Consider the following 25,589-nt stretch of genomic DNA (forward strand, 5'->3'; position numbering starts at 1 on the left):
CCTTTGCCCATTCCTTTGAATTTGCTACTGTCCCTCACCGCATTTGAATCATAGGGCTGGGGCGTAGATGTTTAAGAAAATCCTGATTGCTAACCGGGGCGAAATTGCCTGTCGCGTGATTGAAACGGCGCGGCGGATGGGGATTGCCACGGTTGCGGTCTATTCCGATGCTGATGCCCGCGCGCGCCATGTTCGTATGGCGGACGAAGCGGTGCGGATCGGTCCGGCGGCCAGCCGGGAATCCTACCTGCGCGGTGACATTATTATACAGGTGGCCAAGGATACCGGGGCGCAGGCCATTCACCCGGGTTACGGGTTCCTGTCCGAAAATACCGATTTTGCCGATGCGTGCGCGAAGGCGGGCATCGTGTTCATTGGCCCGTCGGCCACGGCCATCACTGCCATGGGATTGAAGGACCGGGCGAAGGAAATCATGGCCAAGGCCGGTGTGCCCATCGTGCCCGGTTACATGGGGGCGAAGCAGGATTCCGCAACCCTGAAAGCCGAAGCGGCGAAGGTTGGCTACCCCGTGTTGATCAAGGCCGTCGCCGGGGGCGGGGGCAAGGGCATGCGTCTGGTCGAGGACGCGAAGGATTTTGACGAGCATCTGAATGCCTGCAAACGCGAGGCCGCGGCATCGTTCAACAACGATCATGTGATGATTGAAAAATACATCACCCGCCCGCGCCATGTTGAGGTGCAGGTGTTTGGTGATTCCCACGGCAACGCCGTGTATTTGTTTGAACGCGATTGTTCCCTGCAACGCCGCCACCAGAAGGTGGTGGAGGAAGCCCCGGCGCCGGGGCTGAGCCAAGCCGTGCGCGAAAAACTGGGTGATGCCGCGGTGAAGGCGGTGGAGGCCTTGGGCTACACCAATGCGGGCACCATTGAATTCATCATGGATTCCAAAACCCATGAATTTTTCTTCATGGAAATGAATACGCGCCTGCAAGTGGAACACCCGGTCACGGAAATGATTACGGGCCTTGATCTGGTCGAATGGCAATTGCGCGTGGCGAATGGCGAAGCCCTGCCGTTGCGTCAAGATCAACTCTCAATCAACGGCCATGCGTTTGAAGTCCGCCTTTATGCCGAAGATCCGGCGGAAAATTTCCTGCCGCAAATTGGTCGTCTGACCGCTTTGTCCGCGCCGTTCGGTGTGCGGATGGATACGGGGGTTGAGGCGGGTGATGCCGTGTCCATCCATTACGACCCGATGGTGTCGAAACTGATCGTGCATGGGGCCAGCCGTACGGAAGCGTTGCAAAAACTTTCCTCTGCTCTGGCCGGGACGGTCATTGCCGGGTTGGTCACGAACCAGGAATTTTTGGGCAACATTGCGCGCCATCCGGCCTTTATCGCCGGGGATGTCGATACCGGTTTTATCGCCCGTTTTAATGATGATCTGTTGCCTGAAAATTACGGCGTGGCCGATCTGCATGATCTGGCGATTGCATCCGTTTATATCCTGTCCGGTTCCATGAATGTGGTACAGGGCGACGATATTTGGGATGTGGCCGATAGCTGGCGCATGAATGGCGCGCTGACCCGGACGCTGGATTTTGTGAACCGGGGGCGGCATGTGAAGGTATCCGTCACCTGCGCGGGCCGGGATTTTGATGTGGGTGTGGATGGAAAATCCGTGCGCGTATCACGCGATGCATTGGCCCACGCGAAAATCGTTGCCGATGGCAATGATTTAACATTGATCCGCGATGGCCGCGTTATTCGCCTGCATCTGTATACACCGGGTGCCGATGGTGAAGGCGAAGCGGGCGAAGGCCGCATCATCGCGCCAATGCCGGGTAAGATTATCGACGTCATGGTGAAAAAGGGCGCATCCGTGGACAAGGATCAACCATTGTTGATCATGGAAGCGATGAAAATGCAAATGACCATCCGCGCGGCGTTTGCCGGAACGGTAGAAGAATTGCCCGTGATCGCCGGACAACAGGTAACGGATGGCGCGCTTCTGATTGCCATTGAGCAGAAGGAAGCCGCGTGATGCTCATCCTCTCAACCGTCATACCGGCGAAGGCCGGTATCCATACGATCCATCCCATGGACCCCGGCCTTCGCCGGGGTGACGGGAGGAGTGTTTGATGGCGTTTCCTTCCCGCGTAAAAATTGTTGAAGTCGGACCCCGTGATGGTTTGCAGAATGAAAAGCAAACCGTACCGACGGATGTAAAAATCGAATTGATCCGCCGTCTGGGCGATGCGGGTTTAAGCGTGATTGAATCCGGCGCGTTCGTATCCCCCAAATGGGTGCCGCAAATGGCCGATACCGCCGATGTGATGGCGGGCATTGATCGCCGTGCGGGCGTGACGTACCCGGTTCTGGTCCCCAATGAAAAGGGGGTGGAGGGGGCGATTGCATCCGGCGTTGACGAAATCGCCGTGTTCGCCGCCGCATCCGAAAGCTTCAGCCGGAAAAATATTAATTGTTCGATTGCCGAAAGCTTTGAGCGTTTTGCCCCCGTCATTGCGATGGCAAAGGCCAAAAATATCCGCGTGCGCGGTTATGTGTCCTGCGTTGCTGGATGCCCGTATGAAGGCGCAATTGCGCCGCAGGCGGTGGCGGATGTGTCCGCTAAATTGTTGGATATGGGCGCTTACGAAATTTCGTTGGGGGATACGATTGGCGTGGGAACGCCGGTTGTCACCGCAACAATGTTGAAGGCCGTGATGGCGCGGGTGCCGGTTGAAAAACTGGCTCTGCATTGCCACAACACCTATGGCCAGGCGCTGGCAAATATTTATACCGGCCTTGAAATGGGTGTGGCCGTGTTTGATTCATCGGTGGGTGGTCTGGGTGGATGTCCCTATGCCAAGGGCGCATCCGGCAATGTCGCCACCGAAGATGTTTTGTATATGTTGAACGGAATGGGCATTGAAACCGGGGTTGATATAAATGCGGTCGTGGATACGGCGTGGTTTATTTCCAACCATCTGGGCCGCAAGCCGGATTCCAAAGTGGCCAATGCCATGCGGCCAACCTAACCGCCGTCATTCCGGCGAAAGCCGGAATCTTCAAGCCATAAGGGACGAAGATCCCGGCCTGCGCCGGGATGACGATGTAAGTGAACGATTGTAAAGGAGAGTGAAATGATCCCGTACCCGACACTGAAATTCGGTCATGCCGAAGAAATCGAAATGCTGCGCGAGGAAGTTTATAAATTCGCGCAGAAGGAACTCGCCCCGCGTGCGGCCGAAATCGATCATAAAAATGAATTTCCCAATGATATGTGGAAGAAGTTTGGCGATTTAGGTTTGCTGGGCATCACGGTTGGTGAAGAATTTGGCGGTGCGGATATGGGTTATCTGGCCCATGTGATTGCGATGGAAGAAATTTCCCGTGCGTCCGCCTCCGTTGCCCTGTCCTACGGCGCGCACTCAAACCTGTGCGTGAACCAGATCAACCGCAATGGCAATAAAGCCCAGCGTGAAAAATATCTGCCGAAACTGATTTCTGGCGATCATGTCGGGGCGCTGGCCATGTCCGAACCGGGGGCTGGGTCGGATGTTGTGTCCATGAAACTGCGCGCGGATAAAAAGGGTGACCGTTACGTCCTGAACGGTAACAAAATGTGGATCACCAACGGGCCGGATGCGGATACGCTGGTCGTTTACGCCAAAACCGATCCGGATGCGGGTTCGCGCGGGATCACGGCGTTCATCATTGAAAAAGGCATGAAGGGCTTCACCACCGCGCAGAAGCTGGACAAGCTGGGCATGCGTGGATCCAACACCTGTGAACTGGTGTTCCAGGATTGCGAAGTGCCGGAAGAAAATGTTCTAGGCGAGGTGGGCAAGGGCGTAAAGGTCCTGATGTCCGGTCTGGATTACGAACGTGTTGTTTTGTCCGGCGGTCCGCTGGGCATTATGCAGGCTTGCATGGATGTGGTTGTGCCGTATTTGCACGAACGCAAACAATTCGGCCAGTCGATTGGTGAGTTCCAGTTGATGCAGGGCAAAGTGGCCGATATGTACACGACATTGTCGGCACAGCGTGCGTATGTTTACGCCGTTGCCGCTGCCTGCGATCGTGGCGAAACCACGCGTAAAGATGCCGCCGGATGCATTCTGGCCAGCGCCGAAGCGGCAACGCAAATGGCATTGCAAGCGATTCAATGCCTGGGCGGCAACGGGTATATCAACGAATACCCGACGGGCCGTTTGTTGCGCGATGCGAAATTGTACGAAATCGGTGCGGGCACATCGGAAATTCGCCGCATGTTGATCGGCCGTGAATTGTTCGAAGAAACCGGGAATCGCCGCGTCGCGTAAATCATAAAAACCATTCATCACACTGGCATCCCCGCGAAAGCGGGGATCCATACGGGCCGCACCAAAAATGGATCCCCGCTTTCGCGGGGATGCTGATTAAGAGGCGGGACGCTTATTTGAAAAGTTTTTGGTAATCGTCGGGGGTGAAACCCAAATGGATTGTTTTTCCCTTCACCAGCAATGGGCGTTTGATCAGGCTGGGGTTATCCATCGCGGCCTTGATTGCCGATTTTTCGGTCATGTTGTCCTTCACATCATCGGGTAGGGCGCGCCATGATGTGCCCTTGCGGTTGATGACGGTATCCCATCCGTGTTGGGCGATGGCGGATTTCAAAACGTCTAAATCGGCACCTTCTTTTTTATAATCGTGAAAATCATAGGCGTGATTGTGCGTGTCCAGCCAAGTGAAGGCCTTCTTCATCGTGTCACAATTTTTAATGCCATAGATTTTAACGGGGGCCATGGGGAAGATCCTTGTGGTGGAAAATTGCGCCTATGCTATGGCACGCGCAATTTGCTGTCTAGCTTTTGGCATAAAGGCTTTGCGCATCGCACCAATTCGGGACGTGTGACCTAGAAAACCAAGGCGCTCTGCTGTAATTTAACGGCAATCAATAAAGAATCTATCGAATAACCATAATGCCGGGGACGATATGGCACAGGCACTGCGCAAGGTTTCACTGAAAGATAAATACGAGCTGCATGAAGGTGTGGCGTACATGTCCGGTCTTCAGGCCTTGGCGCGTATTCCGTTGATCCAGCGGCAACGTGATATCGCGGCGGGTTTGAATACGGCGGGCTTTATCTCGGGCTACCGTGGATCACCGCTCGGTGGGTATGACCGTGAACTGGTCCGTGCGCAAAAATATCTCGATCCGCTGAACGTGAAATTTGTTCCGGGCGTGAACGAAGATCTGGCCGCCACCGCCGTGTGGGGTACACAACAAGTCAATTTGATGCCGGGGGCCAAGGTCGACGGTGTCTTCGGTATCTGGTACGGCAAGGCCCCGGGTGTAGATCGTAGCGGCGACGTTATGCGTCACGCCAGTGCCAACGGAACCGCGCCCAAGGGTGGCGTTCTGGCCATCTTCGGTGATGACCATGCGTGCAAATCATCTACGCTGGCATGCCAGTCGGATCATGCGTTGTACGCCATGCAAATTCCGCAACTGTACCCGGCGAATATTCAGGAATTTGTTGAATATGGTTTGCTGGGTATTGCCATGTCGCGTTATTCCGGGTGCTGGACGGCGATGAAGGTGACATCGGAAACGGTGGAAACGTCGGGTACGGTGGATCTGTCACACGAAAACCGTGAAATTCTGATCCCCGATGAAACGGAATTCAAAATGCCGGCGGGCGGGGTACATATCCGCCTGAACGACACGCCGCGCGAAATTGATTTCCGTTTACAAAATTACAAACTGTTTGCGTGCCACGCCTTTGCGCGCAAGAACAAGATTGACCGCGTAATCTGGGATTCGCCCAAACCGCGTTTCGGTATTATTACTTCCGGTAAATCCTACGCCGACGTGCGCCAGGCGTTGCAGGATCTGGGTATTACCGAAGAGATTGCGCAACAGATTGGCCTGCGCGTGTACAAGGTTGGAATGACATGGCCGTTGGAGCCGATCGGGATTCAAAATTTCGTCGAAGGATTGGAAGAAATTCTGATCGTCGAGGAAAAGCGCGAATTTATCGAGTACCAGCTGAAGCAACAAGTCTATAACTGGGAAGCCGGGCGTCGCCCGCCGGTGATCGTTGGTAAGTATGATGAGAAGGGCGATGTGCTGTTGCCTTTGCACAACGATCAATCTGTTGGCCTGGTCGCCCGCGTCATCGCGCAGCGGATCGAACGATTCTATCGCACCGATCGGATTAACGAAGCCCTGAAATTCTATGAAGGGTATGAGGCGAAGGAGCAGGGTTATGTGCCACCGTCACTGCGCCGCCCGTGGTATTGCTCTGGCTGCCCGCACAACACATCAACGAAAGTACCGGATGGTTCCTTCGCCATGGTTGGCATCGGGTGCCACTACATGGTGCAATGGATGGACCGTAATTCCGCCCTGTGCACGCAAATGGGTGGCGAAGGGGTACCATGGATTGGTTCATCGCCATTTAGTGAAACAAAACATATTTTCGCCAACCTGGGTGATGGAACGTATTTCCACTCCGGTTCGTTGGCCATTCGCGCATCGGTCGCGGCCAAGGTGAATATTACGTACAAAATCCTGTACAACGACGCGGTCGCCATGACCGGTGGGCAACATGTGGACGGCGATCTTCCCGTCTGGCGCGTCGCGCAACAGGTCATGTCCGAAGGTGTGGCCAAGGCCTGGATTTTGACCGAGGATATGGGCCGGTATAAAGACCGTTCGCAAATCCCGGCGAATGTTCCGGTGATGGGCCGTGAATGGTTGCCGAAAATTATGCAGGAATGCCGCGAAACACCGGGCACGACCGTGATTATTTACGATCAAACCTGTGCCGCCGAAAAACGCCGCCGCCGCAAACGCGGCCAATACCCGGACCCGGCGAAGCGCGTGGTGATTAACCAATCGGTGTGCGAGGGCTGTGGCGATTGCTCCGTTCAATCCAACTGTATTGCCGTGCAACCGCTGGAAACCGAATATGGCCGCAAACGCCAGATCAACCAGTCCATGTGCAACAAGGACTTTTCCTGCCTGAAAGGCTTCTGCCCGTCCTTCGTGACGATTGAGGGCGGAGAATTGCGCAAGAACGCCCCGGCCAAGGCGGATGATGTGTTCTCATCCATTCCGATGCCGAACGTTCCGCAAATGACGAGCGCCTATAACATCCTCGTCCCCGGTGTTGGTGGTACGGGTGTTCTGACCGTTGGGGCGTTGCTGGGCATGGCCGCGCATTTGGAAGGCAAATGCAGTGCCATTCTGGATTCCACAGGCCTGGCACAAAAGGGCGGCGAGGTGCTGAGCCACGTTCGTCTGGCGCCGGAGCAAGACATGCTCCATAACGGCCACATTATTGCGGGCGGCACCGATTTGCTGCTGGCGTGCGATATTGTGTCCGCCGTGGGCAAGGCCGCCCATGAAACACTGAATGCCAATAAAACCATTGCTGTGGCAAATATCGACAATACCCCGGTTGCGGCGTTCGTTCTTGATAACAAAATGGATTTCAAGAACGACGATATCCGCGCGGAGTTGATCGCCGCCACGAAAACGCAATATTTCGTGGATGCGACCCTGGCCACCGGTGTTCTGTTGGGCGATGAAATGGGCACCAACGTGTTCATGATGGGCTATGCCTGGCAGAAGGGATTGATCCCGGTCAGTTTCGAAGCCATTGATCGCGCCATTGAATTGAACGGTGTGTCGATTGATGACAACAAGAAGGCGTTCGCCTTTGGTCGTCTGGCCGCGCACAATCCGACCGTGATGGATGAAATGGTGGCCGCAGCGCGTGGTCCGCTGGGCGAGGAGGGAATCTCCAAAACACTGGAAGACATTATTGCCAAGCGTGTTGTGTATCTGACCGATTATCAGGACGCCGCCTATGCCAATCGTTACCTGAACGCCGTGAAGCGTTTTGATGCGTGGCCGGATTTGAAAGAAGCCGTGGCGAAGAATTACCACAAACTGCTGGCGTACAAGGACGAGTACGAAGTGGCCCGCCTGTACACCAACGGCGATTTCATCAAGTCGGTGCAGGCGCAATTTACGGGCAACTATAAACTGACCTTCAACCTTGCTCCGCCGATCATGGAACAAACCGATCCGGCGACGGGCCGTCCGAAAAAACGCACCTTTGGTCCGTGGATGATGGGGGCTTTGCGCCTGCTGGCCAAGTTCAAGGGCCTGCGCGGCACGGCCTTCGACCCGTTCGGTCATCTGAAAGATCGTAAGGAAGAGCGCGCTTTAATCACGGAATACGAAGCGATGATGGATGCCGTTCTGGCCGCCGTGAATGCCGACAATGTGGCGCTATGCCGCGATATTCTGGCCCTGCCGGATATGGTGCGTGGCTATGGTCCGGTGAAGGATGGCAACATCAAAATCTTCCGCGGCCAAAAGGCTGTCCTGCTGACCCGCCTGCGCGGTGGGGCCGGGGCCAAGCCGGAAACGCGCGCGGCAGCGTAGCACTGTTTACATAATTAAAACCCTTCCCGTGTTGTTGTGCAATATGGGAAGGGTTTTTTATTGACAGAAAACGGCCTGAGTCCTCTTATACCTCCCTTAATCATAAAAAGAATTGAACAGGGAATTTATAGGTATGTCTGGCCGTCTTCGCCGTCTGCGCGATCTATTCAAACTTGAATCTGCCAACACCGGATGGGATTGCCCCGTCATGGCACCGGACATTTCGGCCCAGAAGCGCAAAGAGCTTCTGGAGGCGACAATGCTGGAAACACCGCGCAGTGCCACGCGGACCGTTCTGGGGGTTTTATCTCCCTATTGGTTGAAAGCGGGCAAGATCGAACGCGGGATTGCAACGGGCTTGCTGGCCACGTCGCTGTTCATGACCTGGTATTCCGTACAGATGACTGTGGAGTTCGGTGAATGGAGCGGTGGTTTAACCAACACGGTTCAGCATTTGGCGCAGTCGGTTAAAACCGCGCGGCCTGAACTGATCGCAAAATCGGTTGATCAATATCCGGCCTTGAAATCCGCAATGGACGAGCATCCTATTTTGAATGAAGCCATCCATACATATCCGGATTTAACTGCGTTTTTGAATAATAAAAAATTTGCAGACGTTATAAAAAATGATGCAGCGCTCCAGGATGTATTAAACAAAAATTCGTCGTTGGAAGAATTGGTTTCGGCCTTGCCCGGTGTTGAAAAAACCATTGCCCAAAGCCCTGAATTGATGGGGCAGGTCAGTGCGATGAAAACGCTCCTGACCCAGAATTTAATGGAGCTGCCTGAAACGCAGGAGCATCTGGACACGCTCAAAAGCTTGAGTGGGAGCGGATTTTTTGATGCTTGGGGAAAGGTGGCAAAAACCACCTATGCCGGCACAACCCATGTCCTGAAAAACGGCTGGAACGATAGCGATGAACAGCTGAAGGATATGAAAGGCTCGCTGCGCGATGCCTGGTACAACAAGGATCTGGCAACTATTGCGCTGAAATTCACAGCCATGGCCATCATTTCGTACAAGGCTGCGCAATATTTTGCCCTGCGCTGGCGGCTCTGGTCCACGGGGTATTATACCAACCGCTGGACGACGTCATCCGCCTATATGCGCATGCGGACCCTGTTTAACAATATTGACAACCCGGCGCAGCGGATTGAACAGGATCCTGCGAAATTCACGGCGGGTGCCGTATCGCTGATGACGGGTGTGACCAGTGCCGGGATCACGTTGGGCGCGTTTTCCAGCCAGCTATGGGCGATGGGGCCGTTGTTCGGCGTGGCGGGTGGTTTCTTCTGGCTTGGGGCGGCTTATGCCGCGGCTTTGACGGCGTTGACCATGAAAGCCGGGTACAAATTGCCGTCCATTCAACGGGGGCAACAACGCCGCGATGCGGATTTGCGGGCGGTTCTGGATAAGATCCACACCAATGCTGATGTCATTGCACAAAATAAAACTGAATCGGTCGAGCGCGAGCTGGTCAATCGTCGCCTGACCCCGGTGATGAAGAACTCGGTGCGCGAAATCGGGACGCAGGTCAAACTGATTTTGGTGGATGCAACCGCGGGGAACCTGTCCATTCCTATTCCATGGATTGTTGGTGCGTTTGGCGTGGCGGCGGGCACGGCGTCCATGGGGACAGTATCCATGATCAACTACGCCTTTAACCGCGTTACATCGGCGATGAGCTTCGTTGTTAATCGTTTCGAACAATTGTCGCAAATGAAAGCAACGGCGGATCGTATCTATATGTTCGACCGCGCGGTCCAAGCGGCGCATTACATTGATGCGGAAAAGAAACAAGCGGCCAAGCGCGTCATTATCCCAAAAGAGATGCCCGCCATGAAAATTTCCGGACCGGAGGCATAAAATGGCCAAGGCATTTGATGAATTTTACAAAAGCACCGCCCCGATTGCGCACAGTGAAGTGCCCTTCATTGTCGTGACCGAAAGTGCGGATGATTGCCCGGATATTCGAGTCTATGACCTGACCGTGCGCACACCGGGGGATAATCCGCGTGTGTTGTTACAGGGCGTAAACCTGCATTTCAAACCCGGCGATCGCGTGATTTTCACCGGAGCATCAGGCAGTGGTAAAACCACCGCTGTCAAAGCCCTGATGAACAGCTGGGATTACGGGCAGGGGTTGGTGGTGATGCCGCGCAACGTGAAAACCATGTTGTTTTCCCAAGCGGCCTATGCGCCCAATGCCAATCTTCGCACCATCCTGAATATGACGACCGAGGGCAAAGAAAATTTCACTGACCGGGAATTGCGTCATGCGCTTCAAAGCGTTGGTCTGAACAAGCTTGTTGAGCAAATTCCGGGACAACAGGTCGAAATCCTGATTGATGAGATGATGAATCATCTGAAGAACACGTCTCATCTGAAAAAGGATGTTGGTCAGGTCGCTGTCGATTTTGTGCAACGTCGCATTCCTGAAATGTTTTCAACAGTACAATTTGTTCCAAATGAACAACGAAACTACCTGCGTCAATCTTTGCGGACTCATGTACCTGAAAGTGACTTTGACGATGTTTTCCATCGCGTTGCCGATGCGATGGATGATGCATTGATGGCGCCGCTGCAAAAACGCCTGGCCTTGTTTGCTGCGGATATCGCCACACGCAAGCGCGGGAAAATCTACGCTTATACGCCCGCAAAGATTAAATATTTTGCGTGGTCATTGCGTCGTGCTTTGAATAAAGCCGTCAAGGCCTATATGAACAATGATGATACGGACGATGCCTTCCGCGAAATCCGCCTGAATGAATATCAGACGCGGCGTGTTGTGGACACCATTGTCAATCACACACGCGATGAAATGATGAAGCAGGCCTCATCCGGTCCGATGCATCAGGTCTTTAATGCTGCCAGCTGGCCGCTCAGTCTGGCCGCGGTGCGTATGAAAGCGCGCAGTGCCGTAAACGAGATTGTTCAGGCCGTAACATTTTTCATGGAAAAACAGGTCATGACGGGGGATACCATGTCCCTGTCCGGTGGTGAGCGGCAGAAATTGATGATTGCCATAGCGACGTTGCATCAACCGGATATTCTGTTTCTGGATGAAATCACGGCGGCGCTGGACAAGGAAACGGGGGCAATCCTTTACAAGGACATGCTGGATCATTTACCAAAACACACGATTGTTCTGAGCATTGCGCATAATACGCATATTATGCCGTATCATACTCTGCATGCACATCTGGAAAACCAGGGCATTACCGTGCGCCGTATTGCGCAACAGGCCCCGGGCGTTACGCCGACCCCTTCGGTGTAACGGCACAGGTCAGTTCGCTTTTCGCGACCAGCTTGTTGGTGTCTGATCGGATGTCGATATCCCACACATGTTTGGTGCGGCCCAGATGCACAGGGCGGCATGTGGCGGTAACGAATCCGTCCTTCACCGGGCGTAAATGGTTACAGGTGATGGCGGAGCCGACCGCATAGTTTTTGTCGGCATCAATACACATCAAGGACGCAATGCTGCCCGCCGTTTCGGCCAGAACGCATGATGCACCACCGTGCAAAATGCCGTGAATTTGGTGTGTGCGGTGATCGACCGGCATACGCAGCTTGATAAAATCCGGCCCGATTTCATGAATTTCAATGCCCAAGCGATCGAGAATATTATCGTGTGTATTGAAATTGCGAATATCTTCAATGGAATAGGGTTTGAACCAGATCATTGCTGTACGTCTCCTTGGTTGTGTGTAGAATCGTACAGGGTATGCGTAAAGTCAACGGGGACATGAATGACATCTGAATCTACGATTAAAGCGTATTATGAGCGGGCGGGCCTTCTGGAGTTGATTGATGCAGGATTAAAAGAGGCGGGCGTCGATCCCCTGCGCCCCGGTCCCGATGATTTATCCCCCTTTGATGAATTTCATATTGGCGGCAAACGCGCCACGGCTGATTTTATCAACCGTCTGGGGTTCCACGCGGGTATGACCGTGTTGGATATTGGCAGTGGCCTGGGCGGCCCGGCGCGGTACGTCGCGCATGAAATGGGGGCCAACGTGATCGGGATTGATCTGTCGCCGGAATATTGCGCCGTTGCCACAGAATTATCCCGCCGCATGGGCATGGGGTCACGCACGCAATTTCGTGTCGGCAATGCGGAAGCACTGGATTTTGCCGATGCCAGTTTCAATGGGGCCTATACCATCCATACCGGCATGAACATTCTGGATAAAACCGTTCTGTATAAGGGTGTTCACGACATTCTGAAGCCCGGGGCCATATTCGGCATATATGATGTGATGGCGGGGCCGGCGGGAACACCGCCCGCATTCCCGTTGCCATGGGCGGGGGGGAGCGAAACCAGCCATTTGGTCACGCCACCGGATACGGAGATGTTGCTGACCTTCTGTGGGTTTGAAATCCTTGCCAAGGCGAATCAATCGGCACAGGCCTTGGCCGCCTTTGACGCGGCGGCCAAAATGGGCGATCGCCCCGGTCTGGCCCGTGTTATGGGGCCCGAATTTGCCCAATCCCTGCAAAATCTGGCCGTATCCGTGAAAAACGGGGCCTTGGCCCCGTGGATTTTTGTGGCCCGCCGTGTATAAAGACCCCTGTGAATAACAGGGTACGGATATTGTGGTTGCACGACTTCTCTTAAGCGTTCAGGACGCCTGCGTCAGCTTTGGTGACAAAAAGCTGTTTGATGGCCTGTCCTTTAATATCACCGAAGGCGACAAAATCTGCCTGGTCGGCAAGAATGGCGCGGGCAAAACCACGTTGATGAATATTATCACCGGTACACGTGATCTGGACGATGGGACGCGGTGGCAGTTGCAGGGGATGACCATTGGCTATCTGCAACAAGATATCACACCGACCAAGGGGCAGAGCGTTTACGACTTTGTCTTCTCCCAATTCTCAACCGAAGAACAAATTGCCGCGAATGCGTACAAGGTCGATATGGTCCTGCATCCGCTGGGCCTTGACCCACAGGCGAAAATGGACAAGCTCTCCGGCGGCCAGTTACGTCGTGCGGCCATGGCGCGGGCTCTGGTTGAGGAACCGGATATCCTGTTGCTCGACGAACCGACTAACCACCTTGATCTGGATGTGATCGAATGGCTGGAGGGGATGGTTCGGGGCTATCACGGGGCCGTTGTCTGTATCAGCCACGATAAGGCCTTCCTGAACGCCATTTCCGATAAAGTGTTCTGGCTGGATCGTGGCACGTTAAAGGTCTGTCCTTACGGGTTCAGCCGTTTTGACGAATGGTCCGCCATGATTCTGGATCAGGAAGCCCGCACCCTGCATAACCGCGAGAAGGCTTTATTACAGGAGCTAGAATGGGCTAGCCGCGGTGTAAAGGCGCGACGCAAACGCAACCAGCGTCGATTGGATCTGGTGAAGGCCGAGCGCGACAAATTCTTTAAGGATAAGGGCGAATTTTTACGCATGATGGCGAAAATCGAAATTTCGCCGATTGAAACCGAGGTTTCATCCAAAATCGTTGCCGAATTTTTCAAGGTTAAAAAAGGATTCAATGAAGACGGGCGTGAAATACCAATTCTGGACCAATTTTCCCTGCGTATTATGCGCGGGGATCGGATTGGTATTCTGGGGCGCAATGGTTCGGGGAAAACAACCTTCCTGCGTCTGTTGACCGGGGAATTGGAGCCCGATGCGGGCAAGGTCAAGATGTCGCGGGAAATTGAATTTTCCTATTTCGATCAAACGCGCCGTGATTTGATACCGGAATGGTCCTTGTGGAAGACGTTGGCTCCTGATGGGGGCGATCATGTCAATGTACGCGGCAAGCCGCGCCATGTGTGCGGGTATCTGAAAGATTTCATGTTTGACCCGACCATGGCGTTACAGCCCGTTTCGACATTGTCAGGGGGGCAAAAAAACCGCCTGATGCTGGCGCGCGTCCTGGCTGATCCGAAAAGTTTCCTGATTCTGGACGAACCGACCAACGATCTGGATATGGATACGTTGGACATGCTGGAAGAAATGCTGTCCGAATATCAGGGCACATTGATTATTGTCAGCCATGATCGCGATTTCCTCGATCAAACCGTCACTAAAATTCTGGCGTTTGAGGGGGATGGGAAGATCGAGGGCTATATTGGCGGGTATTCCGATTATCTTGCCGCGCGGGCCGAGCGCAAGGCCCGTATGGGAGCGGCGGCAGAGGCGGCAAAGCGTACCGATAAGAAAGATGCCGATGCGCCGCAGGTGATTGAGGCGGCCCCGGCTGCTTCGAAAACGCGCATGTCCTACAAACTGCAATATGAACTCGACAATCTGCCGAAGAAAATTGCGGCGCTGGAAAGCGAAATTGATGAATTACAGGATGCGCTGGCCGATCCTGATTTGTATCAGCGCGACCCTGGTGCCTTTGAAAATATGTCGCGGCGTCTGCCGCTGGCGCAGGCGGATTTGGACCACGCGGAAACGCGCTGGCTGGAGCTGGAGGCGATGAAGGCCGAATCGGTTTGACTCTGCCGAATCGCGTGAAGGCCTGATTCTATGGGGCTTGGGACGCTTTGTGGGTCTGCTGCACGCCTGTGGGGCCTTAAAAACAAGGGGTTTTTGCCTGTTTTTTGGGGAAAAATGTGCAAAACAGCGTAAAGACAGGGGGTTCGTGCATTTTTTCTATCGACAAAAACCAGCAATCTGGCATTTATCAATGAAAGGTTTTCTGGTGTGATTCTGTTTTGCGGGGCCGTGAGCGGCCACGGGACAGAATGTGCCAGAGGCATATATCAACAACGATGGAAGAGAGTCCGACAAATGGCTGCTAAAACCGCTGCTAAAACTGCCGCTAAAGCTCCTGCTAAAGCCGCTGCTAAAGCTCCTGCTGCTGCTGCGAAATCCGCTACGGCAAAAACAACTGCTCCGACAGTGACGCTGAAACAAATCGGCGCCGAACTGGCCGAAAAGCACGAAATGACCAAGAAGCAAGTAAACTTGCTGATGGATGATCTGGTAGCCCTGCTGGTGAAAAACCTGAAAAAAGGCAACCGTGTTCGTATGGCTGGTCTGGGCATCCTGCAAGTGCGTAAACGCGCAGCTCGCATGGGTCGTAACCCGGCCACCGGCGAAACCATCAAAATCCCGGCGAAAAAGAAAATTGCTTTCCGCGCTGCTAAAGAACTGAAAGAAGCCGTAGGCAAATAAGCTTTGGATCGGCCCTAAAGCCGGTTTAAACCGCAAAACCCGTTCCGGACGCGTTCGGAACGGGTTTTTGTATGCGTGGATAATGCGCTGAAAATACACATTTTTATTTGTTTCTTTTCATGTTTAAGGCTTTTATGGCCTACAGGCTTATACTTTTTATAGAGCATAACGTTTCATATTTTTTGGTGTTTTGGTGCAGGGTCTTTTGAGTACAGACATGCTGACAATCGGGCGGATTTGCCTTTTGGCGCTGACCTATTATGTGGTCGGGCGTTTGGGCTTGTTACTGGCTGTTCCGCCGGGGTATGCGACGGTGTTCTGGCCCGCATCGGGTATCGCGTTGGCGGTGGTGTATCGTTACGGCTTTGCCATGGCACCGGGCGTTTTTCTCGGGGCGGCCATTCTCAATCTGTCCATCTGGATTCCCCAAACACCGGATGAGCAATTTTCGCGCTTGCTGACCAATTCATTGTCTATCGGTTTTGGATCGATGTTACAGGCGATGGTGGGGGCGTTTATTCTCTATCGCGCAATTGGTGAACGCAGCCGCCTGGAGCAGCTCAGCCATATTGTAAAATTCGTTGCCTATGCGGGCATTCTCGTCTGTCTGGTGTCGTCGACATGGTGTGTTGGGACGTTTTATCTGACCGGGACCGTGGCGTTGGAGAACGCTCCCTTCGTCTGGTGGACGTGGTATGCCGGTGATTTGTTGGGCATGATCGTTTTTGCCCCGATTGTCACGTTAATGCTGGCCCCCAATACGGAAGTGCGCCGCAAGGTTTTCGTGGGCGTTCCCATGGTTCTGTTGTTTTCCATGGTCATGATGTTTTTTGTCGGGGTTCGCAACTGGGATGATAAGCGCATCCAGACGGAATTTCACCATGATGCTCAATTGATCAAGACCGATCTGGAAACCCAGATCCACGATTACATGCAGGAGCTGCAAGCCCTGCAAAGTTTCTTTAATGCGTCAGATTCCGTAGATCGGCGTGAATTTGAAGTTTTTACTTATAATGCCTTTAAACGGAATCCTGGAATTCTGGCCATGGATTGGATGCCCCGGGTGCTGGATTCCGAGCGTGCTGAATTCGAGGCGTTGCGCCAGCAGGAATATCCGGGATTCTTCATTAAAGCGCCAGTTGGGCCCGATGCGTGGGAACGGTCGCCGCGGCGGGATGAATATTATCCGATTGAATTTATCGAGCCAGACTCGTTCAATCGCTATATCGGCTACGATTTAAGCGCGAATGAAGGGCGTTATGCTGCCTTTATTCGGGCCAGAGATAGTGGCAATGCGGTTATTACTTCGCGGATCAAGTTGCTGCCAGACGAAGAGTCCGACCAATACGGTTTTCTTCTTGTTCTTCCTGTGTATGAGCGCGGTGCGTTGATTACAAATGTTGCGCAACGCCGTGATGCTCTGATGGGGTTTGTGGCTGGCGGGTACCGTTTTTCGGATACGGTCGCACCCGTTTTCAGTCCATGGGAAAAGCAGGGTATTGAAATCCATTTGGTGACCCGGGAATCGGATATTGAGGAAAGCCTGTATATCTCTTACGACCCCCGTGATTATGGCCCAACGGGCAGTGACCGAATAGCCTATGCAGAAGAAATCCAATTGGATGTCTTTGGAAAACGCTGGGTTTTGAAAGTGTACAAATCGCAAAACTACATCATGGCTCATGTCAACTGGGCCATCTGGATTGCGCTGGCGGTGGGTATTTTCTTTTCGGCTCTGTGTGGTGTCTTCCTACTGTTTATTACGGGTTATGCCTCGGGGATTGAAAAGATTGTGACGCGGCGCACCGAGGAATTGCGCATGCAGCGGCAGTTTCTTGAGCTGGCGATGGCCGCGACGCAGGACGGTGTGTGGGATTGGGATGAAAACCAGCGGACATTGTGGTTATCACCCCGCTGGAAAGCCATGCTCGGCTATCGCGATGATGAAATTGAAAACTCCATGAAAGGGGCCGAAAGCGTCATCCATCCGGAAGATCTGTATGAATGGCGCAAGCGTATGGCTGACTACATTACCGGCCGTACGTCGGAATTTGTGGGCATTTTCCGTTTCTTCCACAAAAGCGGCCATATTCAATATGTGTTAAGCCGCGCCATTGCCGAACGCGACCCAACGGGGCATGTGATCCGTATTGTGGGGGCCCACACGGATGTGACCGAGATTGAACAGGCTAACCGTAACCTGAAAAAGGCGCGGGACGAAGCCGACAGCGCCAACCGCGCGAAGAGTGATTTTCTGGCGAATATGAGCCACGAAATCCGCACGCCGATGAATGGTATTATCGGCATGACGCACTTGTTGCTGGAAACAAAGCTGGATTCCCGCCAACGCCATTATGCGCAAACGGTAGGCCAATCGGCGGAATCTCTGCTGCAAATCATTAACGATATTCTCGACTTCTCCAAGATTGAGGCGGGCAAGATGGAATTGGAAAATATTCCATTTGATTTCCAGCTTCTGTGCGAAGATGTGTCGGAAATGATGTTTGTCCGGGCACAGGAGAAGGGGATCGAATTCCTTCTGTCGTGGGATCCGGATTGCCCGCAATTCCTCTTTGGTGATCCGGTGCGGATCCGCCAGATTTTGTTCAATCTGTGTGGGAACGCCATCAAATTTACGGACGAAGGTTATGTGCTTGTAAAGGTCAAACACCTGGGCACGCGCGATGGGCATACCGATTTGCGCATTTCTGTGGTCGATACCGGTATTGGTATTGCAAAGGAAAAGCAGGCCCTGGTCTTCAACAAGTTTGATCAGGCTGATGGATCGACAACGCGTCGTTACGGTGGTACAGGCTTGGGGCTGACTATCAGCAAGCAGCTGGCGGAATTGATGGGCGGGCATATTTCCCTGACCAGCGAACCCGGTGTAGGTTCAACATTCTCGGTTCACCTGACATTGTCGGTTGCGCCGCGCCCGAAATCCTATGTTCGGGCTCCTGAATTGGAGGATTTTGACGGAACGGGTATTCGTGCGCTGATTATTGATGACAACATTATGTCGTGCGAAATTTTCGATACATATCTGTCCTCCATCGGCATGAATGTTGAGACGGAAAGCAACCCGTATAATGTTCTTAGCAAAATGGAACGGGCTGTGGACGAGGGGCGCCCCTATAGTTTCCTGATCGTTGATTATGCTATGCCGGGGATGGATGGCATTTCCTTGTGCTCATTGATTGCCCAGAACAAGAAGATTCAGGGGGCCATCGCAATTATGGCGACATCCCAGCCTGGGCGTACCGATATTGAGCGTATGCAACGGGCAGGGATTAAAGGGTATTTGAGCAAGCCTGTCCGCCCGTCAGAACTGATTTCCGTTATTGCAACGTTGTGGAAAGCCCGAAAGACGGGTGAGGATATGGGACTGGTGACCCGTTTCACGCTGGATGAACAATGGGCGGGTCGCATTCGTGGGCCGGATGATCTGTATTTCAAAGATACCCGTGTTCTGGTGGTTGAAGATAACCAGGTCAACCAGGAAGTTATGGTGGCTATGCTGGATCATTATGGCATTCGATCCGCCGTTGTCGATAACGGTCGCGATGCCGTCCGCATCATGCGCGAACAGGATTTCGATCTGGTCTTTATGGATTGCCAGATGCCGATTATGGACGGGTATGAAGCAACCCGCACCGTACGCAAGGAAAAAGGCGGGCAGGACATTAAGATCATAGCCATGACCGCAAACGCCATGAAGGGCGACCGCGAAAAATGTATTGCCGCCGGCATGGATGATTATTTGTCCAAACCCGTGGTCGAAAAAGATTTGGAAGCGATCCTGGCGACATGGATTGCCGAAGAAAAAAGAACGAAGCGTGATGAAGACGGTGACGCAGACGCTGATAATACAGGTCTTGGTGTATCAGTTGGAAACGTTGATCGGAATATTCTGGATATGGATGCAATCCAGAAATTAAAATTCATCAGCCGGGACAAATTTCCGCAAATCGTAACTATGTTCCTGAACAATGCGGACCGGATTATTGGAGAGATTAAAACAGAGGTCGCCGCCGCCATGGCCCATGCTGGGGGTGGGAACGGCCATTTTGATACAATCGCCCACCTGGCCCATTCCCTGAAATCCAGCGTCGGACAGCTGGGGGCCATGGGATTGTATGATCAGGTTGTTGAGATTGAAACACTGGCCAAGGCCCGCAAGCGCGAAGATATTCATAACCGCCTGCCACAGCTCCACCAAACCTTTGCCGATGTACGGCAAGAGTTGGAAAAACTTCTGGCGAAGGGATGAGTTTGAGATCAAAAAAGCCGGCGCGTGCCGGGCGTTTTTATTGTTTTGGCTTTATTAGAGCGTGTCCTCGCGAACAAATTTCAGGGCCTGGTTCTGACATTGGAAAACGCTACGTTTTCCGCCACCACTATAGTAAGTGTAATGGCCCTGCGGGACGATGGTTTGTCCAGATTTACACGAGCCACCCAGGCTGCCATCTCCACAAGAAATGCCGTTGAGCGGGCCGCATCCCAGCAGGTTGGCAGGGTCAGAGCAGTAGGAGTTAGTCAATCCCGCCTTCAAAGCTGTTCTGAAGTTGCTCGAATCCGCTGCCAGATTGACAACCACCCCCTTCAGGCCGTAATTGCGAATAAAGTTCGCATAGAAGGCACTGGGGGAAGGTAGGCCCGCAAAGCTGAAATCTGTTGCCAGAACGATCAGGTTTGCGTTTGCGGCCTTCAATTGCGATGCCAGCGTTGCCGGAGCAACGTGATGGTGCGAAATCGCATCCGTAGCCAGAACGATGTTCAGCGGTCTGTCGGTTTGACCTTTGAAGTCGGCGACTGTTCGAGAAATTGCATAATATTGCGATTCTTCCCAGTCACCACCGTTCCATGCCGCCCATGACCCAATTTCGTTCAAAATTGCGGCCTTGGATGTCGATACATCGCGCAGGTTCATCTCGTTTCGGTAAGCCCAGTCTGCGGGTGTACAGAATGTACAAGACGGGAAGTCGGTAAAGCTTGTCAAACCAACTTTCCAACCCTTGAAGTCCGGATCGTTCAAAACGGCACTCATATTGTTTTTCAGGTTTGGCAGGTCATCCCAATACGAACCGGACAAATCCTGTACCAAAACCATGGCCCCTTCGCTCGACATGGCGTTGCATGTCTCCATGCTGGCTTTCGCGCTGGCCATACAGTTCGGCGATTTACCGCCTTCGCCTGTGGCCTGACATGTCCATGCCCAGGAACCGCCACCACTCGGAACTTTGGATGGTGTGCCAAAGGCGCAGAGGGAAGCGTAGCTGATTTCGCTTGCGCTGGTATAGGTTCGACCATTGGCCGTGCCGCAAACGCCATCAATGACCTGCGTGGCATAGCACTGTGCCGCTGGTTCAATGTCTTTCGGATCGCCTTCGCATTCCCAGTGATAGGTTTTCAAACCTGAAGCCGAATTCACCTTTTCTACAATTTTCGTCGGTCCGCCAACTACGCACTGGCCATAGGGTACGGCCAGAATGGCCGCGGCATCGGCGTAATATCCCTTATGTGCCGCGCCGCAATGGCCCGGGGCAGGGAACATTTTTTTCGGTTTTTCCCCTGCGCACAATGAAACGGTTGTTGGATAGCATGCGCTTTCCACTGTGCTTAGAACGGCGGGTTTGTTCATAATAAACGCATCCCAATCAGCGAATGACCCCGGGGGGCCCGCAGGCATCATCAAATCTTCACCGGCACCGGAATCACGTTGAATCCATTTCAGGCGATTGGGCTCGCCAACAGCTCCGCGGTCAATATATTCGAGGTAAGACGATGCCCCGGTCTGAATGCGGAACATATCATCGTTCTTACTGGGGTCAGAATGAGAACCGATAATTTTTGGTGTTGCGGTATCGTCAAAGACGCAGTGTTGTTTAACTGAATACTGATTTCCGCTCTCGTCTTTCGGACTTTTCAGGCTTGTGACGCGGCCGCCAACGCATTTGGACTCCGCTGTTGCGCTCACATGGGTTGGGCCAACGGGCATGGCTGGAACAAAGTATGAAATCTCATAAATGTCTTGGCCCAGTCGGTTTCCAATTTTTTTGTATTTTGGATCGTACCCTTCTTTACGAAGGTCAGCGAGCATTGAATTCAGATCGCTGGCGTGAACTTCGGGGTAGGTATAATCGAACGCATCATAACAGTTCCCAGACAATGATCCATTCACAACGGACCACTGACCGGCGCTACATTCGACGGTGGCACTGGCCTCGGCTTTGCTCTCCTCGCTTGGTGGAAGGGTGATTTTGATGGTTGTTCCCAAACGGGAATACACATCAACCGTGGATTTTTTAGTCCCATCCGTCGGCTTGAATTTATAGTGTTCCTGTTTTTCGGTATAGGTTTTTACCGGGGATATGTCCTGTGCATAGCCTGCGGACAAGGTGCCGGAAAATACAAGTGCGCACCCGGTAACCAGAAGAAGAAAGGAATATGATTTTGCTCTACCCATCACTCAACGTCCCCCACTTGACGCTATACCCAAAAAACAAAGATTCTTTTTATACTTAGGGATCATTTTAATCCCTAAATGTTTATCATTTTGTTAATAATGCGGGGGTGTGTCTATTCGTAGAAGAAGACGGAGGCCCTGATTTTCTGGCCTTCCATCTCGGTTCCGGCCTCAACGCGGTCTTCGCTCTTGATCTCGCCCCCGGCGGTGGCAGAGGTTTTGCCCGCAAACACCTGGCCAGAGGCTTTAACCTGGACTGCATCGTCGAGGGAATCTACGGCAACGGTTCCATTGACGTGCAATTTGGCCTTGGGTTGGGCTTCGCCAATACCGACATTGGCATTGTTTTTATTGGCAATTTCCAGACCGGAAGCCGTTGGTGCCGCGACCCAGACGCTGGTTTCGCGCGGATACAGGCTATAGACCAGGCGGTCGTCGAAATGGTTCGCATTGTTGACATCGTTCATGGTGGCATAATCAAGGTCGGTAAAAATGGCGTCACCGTCACAATTTTCAATATCGGCCGCCCCGCCGGTACAGGGGGTGCCAATCGCTGATGACAGAAGGCTTCGCGCCCCTTTTCCGTCTGGGCCATGATTGACCAAAACAAATGGAACCGTGCGTTCTTCGCCGTTCTTGTTCACAATTCGCACCGCGGTGGCATCCGTAAAGCCATCTGTTTGGGTCAGCGAGGCCGTCACGGCATAGGTCATTTTTCGATCAAAGAAATCTGCCGCCAGATGGTAAGGCAGGTTCAACGCGTGTACCGGAACCATACCTTGAACAACGCCGCTGGCTGCGGGGCATCCTGTTGTCATTTCCTTGCCAAAATCATTATTATCCGGGGTTAGGGTCGGATCAGCAGGGCAGGGCAGGCGATTGTTCTGTTCGGCGTAAAACGCCAAAGCTGACGTAATGCGTTCGCGGGTTTGAAATTCTTCGCGCACGGCCTTGTCGTTTTTATAGCTGGTGTAAACATGCAAAATGCCACTCAGCAAAAAGCCAAGGATCATCATTGATATGGCCATTTCAATCAGGGTGAAACCGGATTGGGCGCTTTGTGTGGGGCGGCGGCTGGTGTAAATCATGTCATGCCTCCCTAGTTACAGGCCGAAATATCAATATTGTAGCAGAAGCGACCCGCGCGGATCACTTCGCCAGCCTCAGCGGCATCTTTGGTAATGATATTGCGTTCGGCTTCGACACGGTCACCGCGAATTGTGGCGTTTGTCTGCGCCTCGATCGTGCCGCGCGTGATGATATCGCCGGATGCGCTGGCCCCGCCTGCGTCAACGTTCAGGTTTCCACCGCGAACGCTTAGTTTTGCATCGGGATTGTCAACGCCGATACCGATATTCCCTGTATTCCGGCTGACAATATTCACACCGGAATCGTCCGGCGTAATAACCCATAATGTTGTTTCTTTTTGTACCAAGCTGTAAATCACGGAATCGTCAAAATGATTGGCGTTATTGACGTTGTTCAAAGGGGCGTAGGGAAGGTCGCGGAACGCAGCGTCGCCATCGCAATTTTCTGAATCGGCGGCACTCGAGCCACAGGCGACGACGATGCTGGTGCCATCAACGCGATATGCGCCTTTCATGTCAGGGCCGTGGCTGATGACAATGAAAGGAGCGGTTTTGTCGATATCAACAATATTATTCGATGCATCCCTGCCTTTGCCACGAATTTGAACTTCGTTGGCGCCGGTGTTGAATGTAGCGGTGTTTGTTTTTGTACCAGTGACGGCGTAGAGAAGCTTGTTCTGATAACCGTCACCAACCATTTCAAACGGCAGGTTCAGATCGAAAACCGGCAAAGCCCCCTGTGCAACGAGAACCGTGTTGCATGTCGCAGCCGCTTTACCAAAATTGGCATCCTGTGGACGCAAATCGAGGCGTGCGGGGCAGGGATAGCGGCCATTTTTCTGCAAATAAACAGCCATCGCTGATGTGATTTTTTCCTGCGTCACGCGTTCCTCAACATTGGCGCGTTCTGTTCTATAGATGTCATAAAGTTGAATAAAGGCACTGGCGAGAAGCCCGATAATAGCCACACCAATCGCCAGTTCGATCAGGGAAAAACCGGCCTGCGAATTGTGCGTGTTCTGTGTGTATGTTTGCTTCTGTTTCATCATTATTGGCAGTTCGCAGTGATAGCAGGTTTATAGCAGAATTTGGGGGCAATGGCTTGACCTCCGCCCAACTCGTCGTCGACAACAATATTTTCCTGGGCAATAACGGTTGTATCGGCTTTGACCTGGGATTGTTCGATGCTGGCGGCGGTGGTTCCCACCGCTTTCAGGTCTCCATCAATCTCAACGTTGCCGCCATAGACGCTCAGCCGCGCTTTATCGTCAATTCCTGCGGTTCCCGGTACACCAATGCTCAGTGACTGGGATGTTTCTGTGTCCAGAACAACGTTACGATTGTCAACGCTGGCCCCTTGTGCCCACCGCCATACGTCTTTTTCACGCAAATATCCGTTGAGTGAAAATTCAACGCGATCATCGAAATGGTTGTTATTGTTCATGTCGCCCATGCCGGCGAAGGGCATGGCTCGAAATACGGCATCGTTGTCACAGTTTTCGTTATCGAGAGCCGATGTGGTTCCGCAGTTAAAGGCGCGCACACCGCTTTCATCAACCCATGCGCCTTTTGTGTCTGGGCCGTGGCTCAAAACGACAAAGGGAACGAGGTCGGCCGTGGCCTGCTGTCCATTACGGTTGATGATGCGGATATTTCCAGAGACGGGATTCTGGCTCAATCGGGTTGCATCCCGGGTAACGGCATAGGTCAGTTTTGTGCCATAAATATCGCGGCCCAAACTGTCGACCACACATTTACGACTGGTCTCGGTCACATTTAATGTGTTGCGATCTGCTTCGGTATCCTGGTCGAAGTCACCATAATCGGCGTAATTTGCATCGCTATCGAAGAAAATCTGCTGAACGCTGTTCAGCTTGTTTTGAAAAACCTGTTTTAAGTTGTCGGGCAAATCGGCATCGTCTGTTTCGGTGCATCCCATGGCACGGTTCAGGGCCCGCACCGGAACGGATCCTATAATCACTGTTCCGCCACCAATACCAGCAGCAGCCACGCCACCCGCCGGGGCCATACAATTACCGCCTGCATCAAAGTTTGGTTCCCCATAATTGGCGTCACCGGGACGCAGGGTTGGCGAAGCGGGGCAAGGGTAGAAGCCGTAAATACGATAGTATTCCGCCATCCCCAGCAAGACGGAATCAAAAATACCGTTCATGCGGGCGCTTTTAATTTCACCATCCTGATTCAGAATGTTAAAAACCGCCCCCATGATCAGGCTGGTGATCATGACGACAATAACCATTTCAAGAAGGGTGAACCCCCCCTGCGCAGAGGAGGCGAGTGGCAGATTTTTCTCTGTGCTCCGGCAAGTGCGCATACGCAGTATCCAGTCCTTACACCAATACTCATCAAGATGTACTTTTTTGATCTCGTTTCAATGCGGAATTGTATGTGAAATCAAGAGGAAAGCACGAGTGACAGGCCGCAGTGACCGAGATTCAACGCAATTTTATCAATCAATGT

Annotated in this window: 16 protein-coding genes; 10 read left to right on the forward strand and 6 right to left on the reverse strand. The window is 52.9% G+C overall.

The window, feature by feature from the left end:
* Nucleotides 1-67: 67 nt before the first annotated feature.
* From MICA_RS04140 to MICA_RS04150, 3 genes are all read left to right on the forward strand, one after another.
* Entirely contained in the window at nucleotides 68-2,005 is a 1,938-nt protein-coding gene (locus MICA_RS04140) for an acetyl-CoA carboxylase biotin carboxylase subunit (RefSeq protein WP_014102444.1), read from the forward strand.
* Nucleotides 2,006-2,102: 97 nt separating this feature from the next.
* The gene (locus tag MICA_RS04145) at nucleotides 2,103-3,002 is read left to right on the forward strand and encodes a hydroxymethylglutaryl-CoA lyase (protein WP_014102445.1); all 900 of its coding nucleotides are present in this window, start codon (nucleotides 2,103-2,105) and stop codon (nucleotides 3,000-3,002) included.
* Nucleotides 3,003-3,107: 105 nt separating this feature from the next.
* On the forward strand, nucleotides 3,108-4,289 hold the full coding sequence (locus tag MICA_RS04150) for an isovaleryl-CoA dehydrogenase (RefSeq protein ID WP_014102446.1): 1,182 nt from the start codon (nucleotides 3,108-3,110) through the stop codon (nucleotides 4,287-4,289).
* Nucleotides 4,290-4,401: 112 nt separating this feature from the next.
* On the opposite strand, the gene MICA_RS04155 is transcribed toward MICA_RS04150, so the two are convergent.
* Nucleotides 4,402-4,752, reverse strand: coding sequence for an ArsC family reductase (locus MICA_RS04155; protein ID WP_014102447.1), 351 nt, complete (start codon nucleotides 4,750-4,752; stop codon nucleotides 4,402-4,404).
* Between the two features lie 190 nt (nucleotides 4,753-4,942).
* Between MICA_RS04155 and MICA_RS04160 the strand changes: the two genes are divergently transcribed.
* The 3 genes from MICA_RS04160 (at nucleotide 4,943) to MICA_RS04170 (ending at nucleotide 11,688) form a co-directional block, all read left to right on the forward strand.
* Entirely contained in the window at nucleotides 4,943-8,410 is a 3,468-nt protein-coding gene (locus tag MICA_RS04160; protein WP_014102448.1) for an indolepyruvate ferredoxin oxidoreductase family protein, read from the forward strand.
* 133 nt (nucleotides 8,411-8,543) lie between these two features.
* Entirely contained in the window at nucleotides 8,544-10,277 is a 1,734-nt protein-coding gene (locus MICA_RS04165; RefSeq protein WP_014102449.1) for an SbmA/BacA-like family transporter, read from the forward strand.
* Between the two features lies 1 nt (nucleotide 10,278).
* Nucleotides 10,279-11,688: an ATP-binding cassette domain-containing protein gene (locus MICA_RS04170; RefSeq protein WP_014102450.1), complete on the forward strand. Its 1,410-nt coding sequence runs from the start codon at nucleotides 10,279-10,281 to the stop codon at nucleotides 11,686-11,688.
* On the opposite strand, the gene MICA_RS04175 is transcribed toward MICA_RS04170, so the two are convergent.
* Nucleotides 11,666-12,097, reverse strand: a complete 432-nt coding sequence (locus tag MICA_RS04175) for a PaaI family thioesterase (RefSeq protein ID WP_014102451.1) — start codon at nucleotides 12,095-12,097, stop codon at nucleotides 11,666-11,668. The genes MICA_RS04170 and MICA_RS04175 overlap by 23 nt on opposite strands.
* Before the next feature lie 66 nt (nucleotides 12,098-12,163).
* Here MICA_RS04175 and MICA_RS04180 point away from each other — a divergent pair, with 66 nt between their 5' ends.
* The 4 genes from MICA_RS04180 (at nucleotide 12,164) to MICA_RS04195 (ending at nucleotide 19,824) form a co-directional block, all read left to right on the forward strand.
* The gene (locus MICA_RS04180; protein WP_014102452.1) at nucleotides 12,164-12,979 is read left to right on the forward strand and encodes a class I SAM-dependent methyltransferase; all 816 of its coding nucleotides are present in this window, start codon (nucleotides 12,164-12,166) and stop codon (nucleotides 12,977-12,979) included.
* A gap of 31 nt (nucleotides 12,980-13,010) precedes the next feature.
* Nucleotides 13,011-14,873 carry an ABC-F family ATP-binding cassette domain-containing protein gene (locus tag MICA_RS04185; protein ID WP_014102453.1) on the forward strand — a complete coding sequence of 621 codons (1,863 nt, stop codon included), beginning with the start codon at nucleotides 13,011-13,013 and terminating at the stop codon, nucleotides 14,871-14,873.
* Nucleotides 14,874-15,167: 294 nt separating this feature from the next.
* Complete coding sequence (locus tag MICA_RS04190) at nucleotides 15,168-15,554, forward strand: HU family DNA-binding protein (protein ID WP_236619963.1); 387 nt, start codon at nucleotides 15,168-15,170, stop codon at nucleotides 15,552-15,554.
* A 205-nt stretch (nucleotides 15,555-15,759) separates the two neighbouring features.
* Complete coding sequence (locus MICA_RS04195; protein ID WP_236619964.1) at nucleotides 15,760-19,824, forward strand: CHASE domain-containing protein; 4,065 nt, start codon at nucleotides 15,760-15,762, stop codon at nucleotides 19,822-19,824.
* Between the two features lie 54 nt (nucleotides 19,825-19,878).
* On the opposite strand, the gene MICA_RS04200 is transcribed toward MICA_RS04195, so the two are convergent.
* The 4 genes from MICA_RS04200 to MICA_RS04215 all read right to left on the reverse strand — a co-directional run bounded on the left by MICA_RS04200 (nucleotide 19,879) and on the right by MICA_RS04215 (nucleotide 25,443).
* The gene (locus tag MICA_RS04200; RefSeq protein ID WP_014102457.1) at nucleotides 19,879-22,020 is read right to left on the reverse strand and encodes a hypothetical protein; all 2,142 of its coding nucleotides are present in this window, start codon (nucleotides 22,018-22,020) and stop codon (nucleotides 19,879-19,881) included.
* Between the two features lie 113 nt (nucleotides 22,021-22,133).
* A complete protein-coding gene (locus MICA_RS04205) occupies nucleotides 22,134-23,108 on the reverse strand; it encodes a type II secretion system protein (RefSeq protein WP_014102458.1) in 975 nt (324 codons plus the stop codon).
* Nucleotides 23,109-23,119: 11 nt separating this feature from the next.
* On the reverse strand, nucleotides 23,120-24,157 hold the full coding sequence (locus tag MICA_RS04210; RefSeq protein ID WP_014102459.1) for a type II secretion system protein: 1,038 nt from the start codon (nucleotides 24,155-24,157) through the stop codon (nucleotides 23,120-23,122).
* Complete coding sequence (locus tag MICA_RS04215) at nucleotides 24,157-25,443, reverse strand: type II secretion system protein (RefSeq protein ID WP_187287642.1); 1,287 nt, start codon at nucleotides 25,441-25,443, stop codon at nucleotides 24,157-24,159. The genes MICA_RS04210 and MICA_RS04215 overlap by 1 nt, the downstream gene beginning before the upstream one ends.
* Nucleotides 25,444-25,589: the final 146 nt, after the last annotated feature.

Origin of the sequence: Micavibrio aeruginosavorus ARL-13, from assembly GCF_000226315.1 — a bacterium.
In the GTDB taxonomy this organism is placed as follows: Bacteria; Pseudomonadota; Alphaproteobacteria; order Micavibrionales; family Micavibrionaceae; genus Micavibrio; species Micavibrio aeruginosavorus_B.

Excerpts from the sequence above, each read along its gene's own strand:
- MICA_RS04140 (WP_014102444.1), top strand. The coding sequence starts at position 68 with ATGTTTAAGAAAATCCTGATTGCTAACCGGGGCGAAATTGCCTGTCGC.
- MICA_RS04145 (WP_014102445.1), top strand. The coding sequence starts at position 2,103 with ATGGCGTTTCCTTCCCGCGTAAAAATTGTTGAAGTCGGACCCCGTGAT.
- MICA_RS04150 (WP_014102446.1), top strand. The coding sequence starts at position 3,108 with ATGATCCCGTACCCGACACTGAAATTCGGTCATGCCGAAGAAATCGAA.
- MICA_RS04155 (WP_014102447.1), bottom strand. The coding sequence starts at position 4,752 with ATGGCCCCCGTTAAAATCTATGGCATTAAAAATTGTGACACGATGAAG.
- MICA_RS04160 (WP_014102448.1), top strand. The coding sequence starts at position 4,943 with ATGGCACAGGCACTGCGCAAGGTTTCACTGAAAGATAAATACGAGCTG.
- MICA_RS04165 (WP_014102449.1), top strand. The coding sequence starts at position 8,544 with ATGTCTGGCCGTCTTCGCCGTCTGCGCGATCTATTCAAACTTGAATCT.
- MICA_RS04170 (WP_014102450.1), top strand. The coding sequence starts at position 10,279 with ATGGCCAAGGCATTTGATGAATTTTACAAAAGCACCGCCCCGATTGCG.
- MICA_RS04175 (WP_014102451.1), bottom strand. The coding sequence starts at position 12,097 with ATGATCTGGTTCAAACCCTATTCCATTGAAGATATTCGCAATTTCAAT.
- MICA_RS04180 (WP_014102452.1), top strand. The coding sequence starts at position 12,164 with ATGACATCTGAATCTACGATTAAAGCGTATTATGAGCGGGCGGGCCTT.
- MICA_RS04190 (WP_236619963.1), top strand. The coding sequence starts at position 15,168 with ATGGCTGCTAAAACCGCTGCTAAAACTGCCGCTAAAGCTCCTGCTAAA.
- MICA_RS04200 (WP_014102457.1), bottom strand. The coding sequence starts at position 22,020 with ATGGGTAGAGCAAAATCATATTCCTTTCTTCTTCTGGTTACCGGGTGC.
- MICA_RS04205 (WP_014102458.1), bottom strand. The coding sequence starts at position 23,108 with ATGATTTACACCAGCCGCCGCCCCACACAAAGCGCCCAATCCGGTTTC.
- MICA_RS04210 (WP_014102459.1), bottom strand. The coding sequence starts at position 24,157 with ATGATGAAACAGAAGCAAACATACACACAGAACACGCACAATTCGCAG.
- MICA_RS04215 (WP_187287642.1), bottom strand. The coding sequence starts at position 25,443 with ATGCGCACTTGCCGGAGCACAGAGAAAAATCTGCCACTCGCCTCCTCT.